The organism is Maribacter sp. (genome assembly GCF_039974175.1).
GTDB lineage: Bacteria > Bacteroidota > Bacteroidia > Flavobacteriales > Flavobacteriaceae > Maribacter_C.
Map to the genome: position 1 here is coordinate 365,284 of NZ_JBDWJN010000013.1, position 12,894 is coordinate 378,177.

Annotated in this window: 14 protein-coding genes; 12 read left to right on the plus strand and 2 right to left on the minus strand. The window is 42.5% G+C overall.

The window, feature by feature from the left end:
- Positions 1-78: 78 nt before the first annotated feature.
- Positions 79-876: a hypothetical protein gene (locus ABJN95_RS18965; protein ID WP_348372777.1), complete on the minus strand. Its 798-nt coding sequence runs from the start codon at positions 874-876 to the stop codon at positions 79-81.
- A gap of 154 nt (positions 877-1,030) precedes the next feature.
- Positions 1,031-1,543, minus strand: coding sequence for a hypothetical protein (locus ABJN95_RS18970; RefSeq protein WP_348372779.1), 513 nt, complete (start codon positions 1,541-1,543; stop codon positions 1,031-1,033).
- A gap of 258 nt (positions 1,544-1,801) precedes the next feature.
- Here ABJN95_RS18970 and ABJN95_RS18975 point away from each other — a divergent pair, with 258 nt between their 5' ends.
- The 12 genes from ABJN95_RS18975 (at position 1,802) to ABJN95_RS19030 (ending at position 12,840) form a co-directional block, all read left to right on the plus strand.
- Positions 1,802-3,616: an acyl-CoA dehydrogenase gene (locus tag ABJN95_RS18975; RefSeq protein ID WP_348372781.1), complete on the plus strand. Its 1,815-nt coding sequence runs from the start codon at positions 1,802-1,804 to the stop codon at positions 3,614-3,616.
- A 98-nt stretch (positions 3,617-3,714) separates the two neighbouring features.
- A complete protein-coding gene (locus ABJN95_RS18980; protein WP_348372782.1) occupies positions 3,715-4,491 on the plus strand; it encodes a glucose 1-dehydrogenase in 777 nt (258 codons plus the stop codon).
- Positions 4,492-4,594: 103 nt separating this feature from the next.
- Complete coding sequence (locus tag ABJN95_RS18985) at positions 4,595-5,812, plus strand: acyl-CoA dehydrogenase family protein (RefSeq protein ID WP_348372784.1); 1,218 nt, start codon at positions 4,595-4,597, stop codon at positions 5,810-5,812.
- Between the two features lie 2 nt (positions 5,813-5,814).
- Positions 5,815-6,894 carry a phosphotransferase family protein gene (locus ABJN95_RS18990; RefSeq protein WP_348372785.1) on the plus strand — a complete coding sequence of 360 codons (1,080 nt, stop codon included), beginning with the start codon at positions 5,815-5,817 and terminating at the stop codon, positions 6,892-6,894.
- 5 nt (positions 6,895-6,899) lie between these two features.
- On the plus strand, positions 6,900-7,286 hold the full coding sequence (locus tag ABJN95_RS18995) for a hypothetical protein (RefSeq protein ID WP_348372787.1): 387 nt from the start codon (positions 6,900-6,902) through the stop codon (positions 7,284-7,286).
- Between the two features lie 18 nt (positions 7,287-7,304).
- Complete coding sequence (locus ABJN95_RS19000) at positions 7,305-8,060, plus strand: SDR family NAD(P)-dependent oxidoreductase (RefSeq protein WP_348372789.1); 756 nt, start codon at positions 7,305-7,307, stop codon at positions 8,058-8,060.
- A gap of 3 nt (positions 8,061-8,063) precedes the next feature.
- A complete protein-coding gene (locus ABJN95_RS19005) occupies positions 8,064-8,837 on the plus strand; it encodes an enoyl-CoA hydratase/isomerase family protein (RefSeq protein ID WP_348372791.1) in 774 nt (257 codons plus the stop codon).
- Between the two features lie 21 nt (positions 8,838-8,858).
- The gene (locus ABJN95_RS19010) at positions 8,859-9,863 is read left to right on the plus strand and encodes an NADP-dependent oxidoreductase (protein ID WP_348372794.1); all 1,005 of its coding nucleotides are present in this window, start codon (positions 8,859-8,861) and stop codon (positions 9,861-9,863) included.
- Positions 9,864-10,007: 144 nt separating this feature from the next.
- Entirely contained in the window at positions 10,008-10,529 is a 522-nt protein-coding gene (locus ABJN95_RS19015; RefSeq protein ID WP_348372795.1) for a DUF4442 domain-containing protein, read from the plus strand.
- On the plus strand, positions 10,526-11,500 hold the full coding sequence (locus ABJN95_RS19020; protein WP_348372797.1) for an NADPH:quinone oxidoreductase family protein: 975 nt from the start codon (positions 10,526-10,528) through the stop codon (positions 11,498-11,500). Before ABJN95_RS19015 ends, ABJN95_RS19020 begins: the two co-directional genes overlap by 4 nt.
- A gap of 133 nt (positions 11,501-11,633) precedes the next feature.
- Positions 11,634-12,371, plus strand: coding sequence for a 3-oxoacyl-ACP reductase FabG (gene fabG / locus ABJN95_RS19025; RefSeq protein ID WP_348372798.1), 738 nt, complete (start codon positions 11,634-11,636; stop codon positions 12,369-12,371).
- Positions 12,372-12,375: 4 nt separating this feature from the next.
- Positions 12,376-12,840 carry a MaoC family dehydratase gene (locus tag ABJN95_RS19030; RefSeq protein WP_348372800.1) on the plus strand — a complete coding sequence of 155 codons (465 nt, stop codon included), beginning with the start codon at positions 12,376-12,378 and terminating at the stop codon, positions 12,838-12,840.
- Positions 12,841-12,894 lie beyond the last annotated feature (54 nt).

Below are 12,894 nucleotides of genomic sequence, written 5' to 3' on the forward strand. Positions count from 1 at the left end.
AACGTTACGCTTCAACGGTCTTCAGCCAAAACTACTTCTGTGGTGCAGGAGGATACCAGCACTAGCAAAGGTACTAGTTCAGTCATCTAGAAATTTAATAGCATAATCGTTATACCAGAATTCGGCCCTTAAGAAAATTTTTTTTCCAAATTCATCGCACCTGTAGCTTTTTCGCCTTTCTGGAAAGATCAGCCCGTCTTGCTCTATAGTGGATTCATTTTCTATTAAGGCATAGGTGGGCTCGTGATATACCATAGAGCTTAAAAAAGCGCCTGTATTCTTGTCGAAATGATACCACCATTCGTCTTGAGTAGAATGATTTTGGTGTTTCTTTGGTTCATAGGTTGCATTAATGGTATGCACGGTGTCGATAGTATTTAGCGTTTGTAACCCTTCATAGCTAAGGACTGTACCTTTATCTAGAAGTTTGAAAGGCATGCCTATAACATAAAGAGCACTGTTCACCGTTGTTTTAATAGAAGCACCCTCATCAATCATACTTCCATTTTTAAACTTTTGAGAAACGGAATCATTGTGTATAATTAAAAAGCTGTCCTTATCTACGACCCATCTTATTTTGATGCTTTTATTAGGCCGTAATTGATAGTGGTGGCGCTGTGTTACTTCAGATTCAATATCGCCATTCTCTAAAAGTAACCTTGATTTTTTTGTATAGGCTAAAGTGGCTATGTTTTGCCATTTTTCCTTTGTTCCGGCGTGATGTATTGCGTTTTGAAGAACCTTTGAAGCGGTTACTTCTTTTGAAGAAGCATTACTATTCTCCTTTTCTTTTGAAAATTTACAGGAGATAAACCCGCTACCAAAGATGCAAATGATTAGTATTAATAGGAATGAGTGCGAACTACTATTTTTCATAAAGTCTTCTTTTTTAAATTTCATATAGATGCTTCCCTCGCAAATTCCTCACCCAGCCTCATACTGGGTACATGTCTGTACAAACCACCTTGTGGTGAAGGTAGCGAAGAGAAAGGGTGGGCGATAAGCATTGATGTTGTAAGCTCAAATCAAACTAAGAATTAAAGTGAATATGCGCCGCGTCCAATAGTTTTTTGTAGGCTTCAATTCTTGCATGAGCGGTTCCGTCAATTAATAAAATGACTACCATCATGGCAATCGTTGTGATGCCAATGGCTCGCCAAGTTGGGGTGTTGCTAAAAAGGATGAGCAAAGCGGCTGCAATAATGATAATCGGAATGGCCTTGAAAACTATGGTTTTGTATTCTTTTAAAGTGCTTTCGGCGCGTGCAATTTCTGAGGTTACAAAGGCAGCCGCATCCGCCTGAAAGGCAGTTTCAAAAGCTGTAATTCTTGCCTTATTGGTAAAAAATAAGCCGAGCCCTATGGTCAACAACAAAGCACCTGCTACCAAAGTGGGTATGATGTAAGCTCTTGCCATATCAGTTTTGCCTAACTGCCAAAACCCTAAACTTGCCGCCATAAATACAACGCCAAATAGTATGAAAAATGGGGTTGAAAAAAGTTCGGCTTTGGCCCAATCGGTGGCTGCTTTTAGGATGTCCATGATGTTTTGTTTTAATGTATGGTATGCTATATACAGTTTGGTGATTCCTAGGGGAAGATAGTAAAATGCTTGAAATACGTATCGAAGCTGTCGGCAGAAACCACTTCAATGGAGTTAAAGGAGGCGAGTAATAGCGCGGGTAAACCCATCTTCTTTATCAGAATAAAAATCCATTGTCTTTAACAGCTTTATTAAACCAGTTTAATGAATTTGGGCAAAATTTCGATTACCTTGAAGCTCCTTAAAAAAAATACTCCTATGGCAAATCAATATGTAGATTTAGAAACACTTAAATTCTTGTTGTACAATGTACAAGGCCTGCAAGAGGTACTTGACCAAGAACGTTATGCAGACTACGATAAAGACTCTATAGAGTTATTATTGAATTCAGTAAAAGACTTTTCTGATAAAGAATTGTTTCCCTACTTCCGTGAGATGGATGAGAAGCCTGCTCATTTCAAAGATGGGGAGATTGTTGTGCATCCGCAAGTGAATAAGTTCATGGCTGCAGGTGGTGAAATGGGTTTGATTGCCAGTCCGTTTTCCTATGAAGATGGAGGCATGCAAATGCCGGCCATGGCCTTACACGCGGCTACGTTTATTCAAGATGCTGCCAATAACCATTTACCTGGCTATATTGGTTTGACGATTGGCTCTGCAGAACTGATTGCCCATTTTGCCAATCAAGAATTGAAAGATACCTATCTACCCAATATGCTAACGGGGCAATGGGGGGGTACCATGTGTTTGACCGAACCGCAAGCGGGGAGTTCGCTATCCGATATAGTGACTGCCGCAACTCCCGATGGCGATGCCTATAAAATTCACGGACAGAAAATATTTATTTCCGGAGGCGATTACCAGGGTGCCGAAAATATCGTGCATTTGGTTTTAGCTCGTATTAAAGGCGCACCAGCAGGTACGAAAGGCATATCCTTATTTGTGGTGCCTAAAAACAGGCCCACCGCTGACGGGGGTTTAGAACGCAATGATGTAACCACGGTTGCCGATTTTGAAAAGATGGGACAAAAAGGCTATTGCACCACCCACTTATTTTTTGGCGATAAAGAGGATTGCCAAGGTTGGCTTGTAGGTGAAGCTAATCAGGGATTAAAATACATGTTCCTGATGATGAATGGCGCACGAATTGGAGTAGGTAGAGGGGCAGCGGCGATTGCCTCTGCAGCCTATCAGGCCTCTTTGAACTATGCGAACGAAAGACCGCAAGGACGTCAACTGACCAGCACAGGTAAGAAAGATGCAAATCAAGAACAGACCTTGATAATCAATCACCCCGACGTACGACGCATGCTGTTACTACAGAAAGTAATTACCGAAGGTTCTCAAAGTTTGGTGCTTCTGACCGCCAAATATCATGATCTTTCGATAGCAAGTGCAGCGGCCGAGGAGCGTGAGCGGTATCGCTTGTTATTGGAAATCATGACGCCTGTTGTAAAAACGTATCCGTCAGAAGCGGGAATTACATCAGTAAATAATGGCGTTCAGGTTTTAGGGGGCTATGGTTTCTGTTCCGAATACATATTACAACAGTATTTAAGAGATATCCGTATATCGGCCATTTATGAAGGTACAACAGGAATACAGTCGCAAGATTTGTTGGGCAGAAAGATTACCATGGAAAACGGGAAGGCCTTACAACTCTTATCCGAAGAAATTAAAAATACCATAAAAGCGAGTATGGCACATGAGTCTCTTACACCCTATGCTAAAAAATTAGGAGCAAAGCTGCAATTGACACAGGAAGTATTGCAATCGCTAATGGGCTTCGCAATGAAAGGAGATTACCAGCGCTTTTTGGCAGATGCAACTCCTTTTATGGAATTCTTTAGCACAATTGTGTTGAGCTGGTTATGGTTAGATATCGGAAGAACAGCTCAGGAAGCCCTGGTAACTGGAAGCAAAGAACATAGCACCGATTTCTACGAAAGTAAAATTCATGCCATGGAGTTCTATTTCAAATACGAGCTGCCGAAAACAACTGGCCTGGCTGAAATCTTGATGGATAATAGGAAGGCCTTGACTATTGGTACCGATAAGGAGGTTTTTGCATAACGCGAACGTCATTCTTAGCGCAATCGAAAGACAACTCGCTTGGAGCGGTTCCACTAGGCACAGAGCGACTTAATAACTAACAACGAGCAACTAAACATATGAGCAACATCAAACAAAAATTCGACCTTACCGGAAAGGTGGCCATCGTAACCGGTTCTAGTAAAGGAATAGGTTTATCCATCGCAAAAGGCTTGGCTGAAAACGGCGCCAAAGTGGTGGTCAGCAGTCGAAAACAAGAGGCGGTAGATGCGGTAGCTGTCGAATTCAATAAAGCCGGACTGGAAGCAGTAGGTATCGCTTGTCACATTGGCCACAGCGAACAACGCCAAGCACTTGTTGCAAAAACGATGGAGAAGTATGGCCGAATTGATATTTTGGTGAATAACGCTGCTATCAACCCTTTTTATGGCCCCTTAGAAACCTCAAATGAGGAAGTCTTTGATAAGATTATGAATGTCAATGTAAAAGCCCCCTGGTTGCTTTCGAATTTGGTACATCCACATATGAAAGAACAAGGTGGTGGAAGCATCATCAATATCGCTTCTGTTGAGGGGGTACATCCTGGTTTTCGATTGGGCTTATACAGCGTGACTAAATCGGCCTTGATAATGCTTACTAAGAATCAGGCAAAAGAATGGGGAAGAAGTGGAATACGCTCCAACGTAGTCTGCCCCGGCCTGATAAAAACTAAATTTAGCGAAGCGTTGTGGTCTAATGAAAAGTTGATTGCGGGCTATGAGCAAATGGTACCATTAAGTAGAATGGCAGATCCCGATGAAATGGCAGGAGTGGTGATGCTTCTAGCTTCCGATGCTGGCTCATACATGACAGGAGGCGTGTATGCTGCTGATGGTGGATATCTGATTTCAGGCTAAGCTTGAAATAGCAAATTAGGGTACTTCTGGTCTTTCGATTGTCATAAAACTGGCCGAGTCGAGTACCTAGAATTACAAAAATTCAATTAATAAAAGCGCACCCATGAACTTCCAATACACAGAAAAATCACTGGCCCTTCAAGAAAAGCTAAAGCAATTTGTTGCAGAATATGTTAGCCCAAAAGAAGAAGAGGTGGAGGCCTTTCATAGCGACCCTGCCAACGCCTGGAAAAGATGGCCAGGTCTTGAACGATTAAAACAAAAGGCTAAAGATGCTGGCTTATGGAATCTTTTTCTTCCAAAAACATATGGCGATTTGAGTCCCGGTTTGACGAATCTTGAATATGCGCCCTTAGCCGAAATCATGGGTCGTATACTATGGTCTTCAGAAATCTTTAATTGCAGCGCTCCTGATACGGGTAATATGGAAGTGCTTGCAAAATATGGTACACCAGAGCAACAAGAGCAATGGTTAAAACCTTTAATGAATGGAGATATTCGTTCGGCCTTCTTAATGACCGAGCCTGATGTGGCCTCTTCAGATGCTACGAATATTGAAACTTCTATTCAGCTAGACGGCGATGCCTATGTCATTAAGGGTACAAAGTGGTGGTCTTCTGGTGCGATGGACCCAAATTGCAAGATTGCCATCGTCATGGGAAAAACCGATTTCGACGCTCCCCGACATCTGCAGCAGAGTATGATATTGGTTCCGATGGACACGCCGGGTTTACAAATCGTAAGACCATTGACCGTTTTCGGTTATAATGATTCTCCAGAAGGGCATGCCGAAATCATATTAGATAATGTTCGTGTACCCAAAGAAAATTTATTGGTAGGCGAAGGTCAAGGATTCGCTATTGCTCAAGGCAGATTAGGGCCGGGTAGAATTCACCATTGTATGCGATTGATTGGTATGGCACAACGTTCTTTGGAGTTGATGTCGGAGCGCACCACTCAACGAACGCCCTTTGGAAGAACTTTAGATACCTATAGTAGCATTCGCCAAGATATAGCAAAGTCTGCTTGTGAGATAGAACAAACCCGTTTACTGGTATTGTCTGCCGCAGACAAGATGGATAGGCTTGGTAACAAAGAAGCCAAAGATTTGATTGCCATGATAAAGATTGTGACCCCCAATATGACCTTAGCTGTAGTCGACAGAGCGATGCAAATTATGGGAGGAAGAGGCGTGAGCAGTGATACCCCTTTAGCTCATTTTTTCGCCGCCGGAAGAATGCTAAGATTGGCCGATGGCCCCGATGAGGTGCATATGAGTCAGTTAGGGAAGAATGTGATCAAAAGATATTCCCAAGGATAGCCATGGTTGAAAATAGGAACACAAAACCAGTACGAGAAGGCGAAGAGCTAAACGAGGGCAACCTCAAGAAATTCCTTCTGCAAAACAACTTGATTACAGATACCAATAGTGCCCTATCTGTTGTTCAATTTGCTAATGGATTTTCAAACCTTACCTATCTACTACAAATTGAAGATAGCGAATACGTTTTACGCCGCCCTCCTTTCGCTGCCCCTAAGAGAGGGCATGATATGGGTAGGGAATACAAGGTAATCCATAACTTAAATTCCGTTTTTGATAAAACCCCCAAAGCATTTGCCTATACCGAAGACTCGGCGATAATTGGGGCTCCCTTTTATATCATGAGCAAGGTCGAAGGAGAAATTTTGACAGCAAAGGCTGCACATAAGCGGCAAGTATCTCCTGAAGAATTCAAAACCATCTCCAATACTTGGCTTGATACTTTTGTGGCTTTTCACAAGATCGATTACAAAGCCGCAGGATTAGCAGATTTAGGCCGCCCAGAGGGTTATGTAGCGCGTCAAGTCAGCAATTGGGGCAAGCAGTATTTGGCCGCAGCTACTGATGATGTGCCAGCGGCAGAAAAGGTTATGGCCTGGATGCAAGGAAACCAACCCCAACATTACGACCATACCCTAATTCACAACGATTTTAAGTATGACAATGTCGTATTCAAGGATGATTCTTGGAAAGAAATCGCTGCGATTCTAGATTGGGAAATGTGTACCCTCGGCGACCCACTTATGGATTTGGGAACCTCCCTCGGGTATTGGACGACGGCTTCAGACCCCGATATTATGAAGCAGGGTTTGCAATCTCCCACCATCATGGAAGGCAATCCGTCACGAACAGAAATCGTACAGCAATACGCTCTAAAAAGTGGACGAAACATAGATAATCTGACCTTTTATTATGCCTACGGATTATTCAAAATTGCGGTCATTGCCCAACAGATTTATTACCGATACAAGCATGGCCATACCAGCGACCCGAAGTTTGCTTACCTAAACAAGGCTGCTGAGCTATGTTGTAATACGGCTTGGCAAGCGATTCAGAAAAACCAAATCGATAATTTATTTTAAGCGCTATGGACAAGCAATCGCATTTGCAAATCAATCAAGAACAATTTAAGGCATTTGTGCAATTGCCTATGGATACTCCTGTGGTGATGTTGAACTTGCTGAGATTTAAAGACCAGGTTCCTGAAACAGGATTGACGGGCGCTGCATCTTATAAAAACTATATGAAGGCGGCGACTCCCTTTTTTACCAAAGCAAAGGCTGAGGTACTATACATGGGAAAACCCCAAATGATGCTTATCGGTCCGGAAGATGAAGATATGTGGGATAAAGTACTATTGGTGAAGTACCATACCATTGCTGATTTTTTAGGCATGATACAATCGCAAGGCTATCCTTCACATCTGAGAGCACAGGCCTTGGAAGATTCAAGGTTAATTCATTGTAAAACCTAAATTGAGAAAATAGTCGATATGAATTTAAAAGATAAAGTGGTCGTAATTACAGGAGCCGGCAGTGGCATCGGTGCAGCCGCGGCCCAACTTTTTGGAATGCAGGGCGCAACGGTTGTAGTCTCCGATATTAATTTGGAAAATGCGCAGCAAGTAGTCGAAGAAATTACGGCTGCTGGAGGCAAAGCCATTGCGATCAAAACGGATGTCACAAAATTTGAAGAAGTAGAACGGCTCGTTACCGATACTGTAAAAGCACATGACCGACTTGATGTCATAGTCAACAATGCGGGTATCGGTGGCGCAAATCAGAAAAAAACCGCCGAACACACCCATGAAGATTGGCACAATGTAATTGCGGTAAATCAGACGGGCGTTTTTTACTGTATGCAGGTAGCGCTTCGACAAATGACCAAGCAAGGGCATGGAAATATTGTGAACGTTGCTTCCCTAGCCGGATTAAAGGCTTCTGGTAATAATCTTTCCTACAGCGCGAGCAAGTTTGCGGTAGTGGGGATGACCAAATCAGCAGCTTTGGAATACGGTCATAAGAACATTCGAGTAAATGCCGTATGCCCGGGATATACCCATTCGGCACTATTAGACCAACTACTTTCTACTAGAGACGATATGGGCGATATCTTAAAGCGCTATATTCCCATGCGAAGATTCGGTGAAGCAAACGAAATTGCCGAGGGTATTTGCTGGCTGGCATCAGATAATTCAAAATTCGTAACGGGTCAAACACTAACCTTAGACGGAGGTACGTCACTATAAGCTATGAACACATTAGAAGTAACCTATAAAGAAGCCTATGCCATAGTTCAAATGAACAGAGGTAAAGTGAACGCCATCAATTTTGAGATGGTACAAGACCTACGGGATATTTTTGCAAAGCTGGAAGCGAACCCTGAGGTGAAGGGGGTAATTCTAACCGGACAGCCGCATTATTTTTCTGCGGGACTAGATTTGATAGAACTATTTCAATACGACAAAACTCAAATGACCGATTTCTTTGTCTCTTTTGGAGCACTGTATTTGGAACTGGTACAGTTTAAAAAACCCTTTATTTCAGCCATCACAGGACATTCTCCTGCTGGAGGTTGTGTTTTGGCCGTTACCTGTGACAATCGTTACATGGCCGATGGAGATAACTATGTTATTGGTTTAAATGAAGTCGCCGTGAACATTCAAATCAGCCAAAATTTGACCGAAGTATATGCCTTCTGGATGGGTGAAGGGCTTGCCAGTAGATACATTATGGAGGGAAAACTACTTTCGGGAAAAGAGGCCTTGGCCGCCGGTTTGGTTGATGAATTAGTACCCTTAGAAAACGTTTTGGAGCGGGCCGAAACTAAGATGCTTCAGTACATGCAAGCAGACCAAGAAATTTTGGTCAATACCAAGGCTAAACTCCGTAAACACCTTTTTAACAAGTTAGATCTGCGAGCAGAGAATTCCCTTAAAGAGGCCAACGAATTGTGGTGGAAGCCCGAAATACGAGCCAAGATGAAGGCCTATGTGGAGAGTTTTTCGAATAAAAAGAAAGTATAGATAGAACATAGATATATAAACATGAACAAGCAACTATTATTTGTAAAAAGACCTGAAGGCGAAGCTGATGCTTCTACCTGGTCGTTAGAGACGCATCCTATTCCTGAAATCAAAGAGGGTGAAGTATTAATTCAACAACATTATGTATCCTTAGATCCGGCGATGCGAGGGTGGATGAACGAAGGAAAATCATATATAGCTCCCATGGAAATTGGTTCCGTGATGCGAGCAGGTTCTGTGGGGCAGGTTATTGAAGCCAAAAATCATCCAGAATTCAAAGTTGGTGATTTTGTTGCCGGCTATGCGGGCGTACAGCAGTATATCGCAACTGACGGAAAAGGTTATTATCAAGTTGACCCCAAGCTCGCACCCTTGCCCATGTACATTGGTACTTTGGGAATGCCGGGTATGACGGCCTATTTTGGGATTACTGAAGTGGGTAAAGTCAAAGAAAGTGATGTCGTTTTGGTTTCCGGAGCTGCTGGTGCCGTGGGGAGTATTGTAGGGCAGGTGGCCAAAATTAAGGGATGTCAGGTAGTCGGCATTGCCGGTGGCCCTGAGAAATGTAAATATGTTGTTGAAGAATTAGGTTTTGATGCCTGTATTGATTACAAAAACGAAGATGTAAAAGAAAGGTTGAAACAAGAATGTCCTAAAGGACTAGACATCTACTTTGATAATGTAGGAGGGGAGATTCTTGATATTGCATTAGGTCGCTTACGTATGCATGCCCGTATTGTAATTTGTGGTGCTATTTCGCAGTACAATAACAAGAAAGCCATGAGAGGGCCGAGCAACTATCTGTCGCTCTTAGTCAACAGAGCCAGTATGACGGGTATGGTTGTTTTTGACTATGCAGACCGATATAAAGAAGGGGCTCAAATTTTAGGCGGATGGATGGCCGCGGGAAAACTAAAGAGCCGCGAAGATGTGTATGAGGGTATAGAGAACTTTCCAGAAACCTACAATCGACTTTTCTCTGGTGATAAAATGGGGAAATTAGTTTTGAAGGTGATTGAAGATTAAGCAGTATAAGATTAGTAGAGAGAGACCATCGTTTCAGGCCTTTCGGCTGCCTTCAAGACGGGCGAAATGGAGCGCCGAGGAGCTGGTCGGCTGTATTTTTTTAGTGTTGAAAAAATTGAATTAAAATAAAAGCCTTATTAAAGAATGTCTATTTACCAAAAAATCGGGGAAGTCGGTTCAAAGTACATTGGAAAGGCAAAGCTTTTTAAGTACGGTTTTAATCTATCACCAATGTATAGAAGGAGCACGGGCAGGATACTGGCTGTTTCAGAGGATTTATTCAATATACAGATTAAGTTGCCCATAAGTTATAAGAACAGAAACTATGTGAATTCAATTTTTGGAGGAAGTATGTTTTCGGCTGTAGATCCAATACCAATGGTGCAACTAATGAACCTGTTAGACACCGATTATGTGGTTTGGGATAAATCTGCAGAGATTTTCTTTAAACGCCCCGCAAAAGAAAACTTGTATGCAGATTTTACATATACCCAGAATGAGATTGACGATATCAAGGAGAAAGTTGCGCTTGATAAGGAGACAGAAATCACCAAGATTACTACCCTGACCAACAGGGATAAATCTGTTGTTTACTGTGAAGTGAAAAAGCGAATCTATATAGCGGACAAGTCCTACTTTAAGAATAAGCGAAAAACTAAAAAATGAAAGCAATACGATGCAAAGCATACGGTCCGCCGTCTTCCCTTATTTTAGAGGAAGTGGAAAATTTGAAGCCAAAGTCCAAGGAGGTTTTGGTGGAAGTAAAAGCCTGTGGATTGAATTTTCCTGATACCCTTATTATTCAAGGCTTGTATCAGTTTAAACCCGACTTACCATTTACACCTGGCAGTGATGTAGCCGGAATTGTAAAGGAAGTAGGGGAAGGGGTATCTCACTTAAAGGTCGGACAAGAAGTTTTTGGTTTTGTGGCACATGGTGCCCTGGCAGAAGAAGTTTTGGTGCCTTCAAACGCCTGTTTTCCAAAACCTCCACAGATGGATTTTCCGATAGCCGCATCTTTTCTCATGGCTTATGGTACTTCTTATCATGCGTTAAAAGATAGAGGGCGTTTGGCCGAAGGAGAAACCCTTTTGGTTTTGGGGGCTTCTGGGGGCGTAGGACTTGCAGCAGTGGAGTTAGGAAAGTTAATGGGGGCCAAGGTGATTGCGGCCGCGTCAACCGATGAAAAATTAGACTTATGTACCGAGTATGGCGCAGATGAAACGATCAATTATACAACTCAAGACTTAAAAGCGACCATAAAAGAATTGACTCAGGGCAAGGGTGTCGATGTGGTCTATGACCCCGTCGGAGGATCATATTCAGAACCAGCCCTTCGAGGCACGGCATGGAACGGAAGATTTTTGGTGGTAGGTTTTGCCGCTGGAGATATTCCTAAAATGCCCTTGAATCTTCCTTTGCTAAAAGGAGCTTCAGTCGTAGGCGTTTTTTGGGGTGCTTTTGCAATGAAAAATCCCAAGGCAAATATGGAGAATACAATGACACTGATGAAATGGCACGCAGCAGGAAAATTAAAACCACATATTCACGCCATCTATGATTTGGCCGATACGCCCAAAGCCTTGGAGGAAATGACCAATAGAAAGGTAAAGGGGAAACTGATTGTGAAGGTTTAGTATTTTTGGAGAGAGACTAGATACCAAAGATTAGAGACAGGAGTGTCGCCCTGAGTGGAGTTGCAGGGCAATAACGCAAAAACTCGAATAGAACCGATTTATTCATTTAAAGAACAACTATCAACCATATAAAATGAGACTAGAAAATAAAATTACAGTAGTAACAGGAGGCTCCCGCGGAATAGGAAAAGCCATTTCTGAATTGTTTGCCAAAGAAGGAGCCACCGTAATCATTGTTGATTTGTTACCGCAGGGGCAAGAGGTCGCAGATGGAATCAATTCTAGAGGGGGAAAAGGAGAATTTCATTCCGTTTCTGTGACCGATAAATCGGCTATTGAAAAACTCTTTGCTGAGGTAAATGCGAAACACGGTAAACTAGATATCCTTATCAATAACGCCGGCATTACTAGAGACAGAACCTTAGAAAAAATGAGCGAAGAGGAATGGGACTCCGTAATCGATGTGAATTTGAAGGGGGTGTTTTTATGTACGCAGGCCGCTGCCCCGTATATGAAAGCAAACAAATACGGTCGTATTGTTAGTGCCGCCTCGAATGTGGGTCTTCGCGGAAATTTTGGTCAAACGAATTATGCAGCTACCAAAGCAGGAGTTATTGCCATGTCAAAAACATGGACCATGGAGTTGGGTAAACATGGCATAACGGCCAATGCTATTGCTCCTGGTTTTACGATGACCGATATGGTCGATAAAATTCCCAAAGAACATTTTGCAGCAATTGAGGCCAGTATTCCATTGAAAACCGTGGCACAACCTGTTGATATCGCTTATGGGTACTTGTACTTGGCTTCTGATGAAGCACGTTTCGTTTCTGGAATATGTCTAACAATTGATGGAGGAACCTCAAGATAAAATTATGGCAAAGCTAGTAGTAGAAAATTTTAATGCGTTTCGCGAATTGGAAGGAAAACCCCTTCCTGAGGGCGATTGGATGACCGTTACCCAAGAAATGATTAACGATTTTGCAAAAGCAACAGGAGACTATCAATGGATTCATGTAGACGTTGAAAAGGCAACCAAATACTCTCCCTTTAAAAAACCAGTAGCGCATGGCTTTATGTCGGTATCCTTACTTTCTAAAATGTTGGAAGAATTAATTCAGGTAAAATCTGCACAAATGGGGGTGAATTATGGCTTGAATAAGGTTCGTTTTCCGAGTCCGGTTTTGGTCGATAGTCGCTTACGCTTGGTAGGAGGTATTTCAAATATCGAGAACTACGGTGATACCGGATTGAAAATTACCTGGAACTGCACTGTTGAAATTGAAGGTTCTGAAAAGCCTGCTTGCGCTGCAGAGTTTTTGAGTTTAATGTTTGAGTGAGTCTGAATATACTTGGTTTCCTTAGGGAAACCTTTCGTATTTTTTGTACATTAA

What these genes read in the sequence shown, in the direction of transcription:
- ABJN95_RS18965 (WP_348372777.1), bottom strand. Translation starts at nt 876, where the DNA reads ATGAAAAATAGTAGTTCGCACTCATTCCTATTAATACTAATCATTTGC.
- ABJN95_RS18970 (WP_348372779.1), bottom strand. Translation starts at nt 1,543, where the DNA reads ATGGACATCCTAAAAGCAGCCACCGATTGGGCCAAAGCCGAACTTTTT.
- ABJN95_RS18975 (WP_348372781.1), top strand. Translation starts at nt 1,802, where the DNA reads ATGGCAAATCAATATGTAGATTTAGAAACACTTAAATTCTTGTTGTAC.
- ABJN95_RS18980 (WP_348372782.1), top strand. Translation starts at nt 3,715, where the DNA reads ATGAGCAACATCAAACAAAAATTCGACCTTACCGGAAAGGTGGCCATC.
- ABJN95_RS18985 (WP_348372784.1), top strand. Translation starts at nt 4,595, where the DNA reads ATGAACTTCCAATACACAGAAAAATCACTGGCCCTTCAAGAAAAGCTA.
- ABJN95_RS18990 (WP_348372785.1), top strand. Translation starts at nt 5,815, where the DNA reads ATGGTTGAAAATAGGAACACAAAACCAGTACGAGAAGGCGAAGAGCTA.
- ABJN95_RS18995 (WP_348372787.1), top strand. Translation starts at nt 6,900, where the DNA reads ATGGACAAGCAATCGCATTTGCAAATCAATCAAGAACAATTTAAGGCA.
- ABJN95_RS19000 (WP_348372789.1), top strand. Translation starts at nt 7,305, where the DNA reads ATGAATTTAAAAGATAAAGTGGTCGTAATTACAGGAGCCGGCAGTGGC.
- ABJN95_RS19005 (WP_348372791.1), top strand. Translation starts at nt 8,064, where the DNA reads ATGAACACATTAGAAGTAACCTATAAAGAAGCCTATGCCATAGTTCAA.
- ABJN95_RS19010 (WP_348372794.1), top strand. Translation starts at nt 8,859, where the DNA reads ATGAACAAGCAACTATTATTTGTAAAAAGACCTGAAGGCGAAGCTGAT.
- ABJN95_RS19015 (WP_348372795.1), top strand. Translation starts at nt 10,008, where the DNA reads ATGTCTATTTACCAAAAAATCGGGGAAGTCGGTTCAAAGTACATTGGA.
- ABJN95_RS19020 (WP_348372797.1), top strand. Translation starts at nt 10,526, where the DNA reads ATGAAAGCAATACGATGCAAAGCATACGGTCCGCCGTCTTCCCTTATT.
- fabG (WP_348372798.1), top strand. Translation starts at nt 11,634, where the DNA reads ATGAGACTAGAAAATAAAATTACAGTAGTAACAGGAGGCTCCCGCGGA.
- ABJN95_RS19030 (WP_348372800.1), top strand. Translation starts at nt 12,376, where the DNA reads ATGGCAAAGCTAGTAGTAGAAAATTTTAATGCGTTTCGCGAATTGGAA.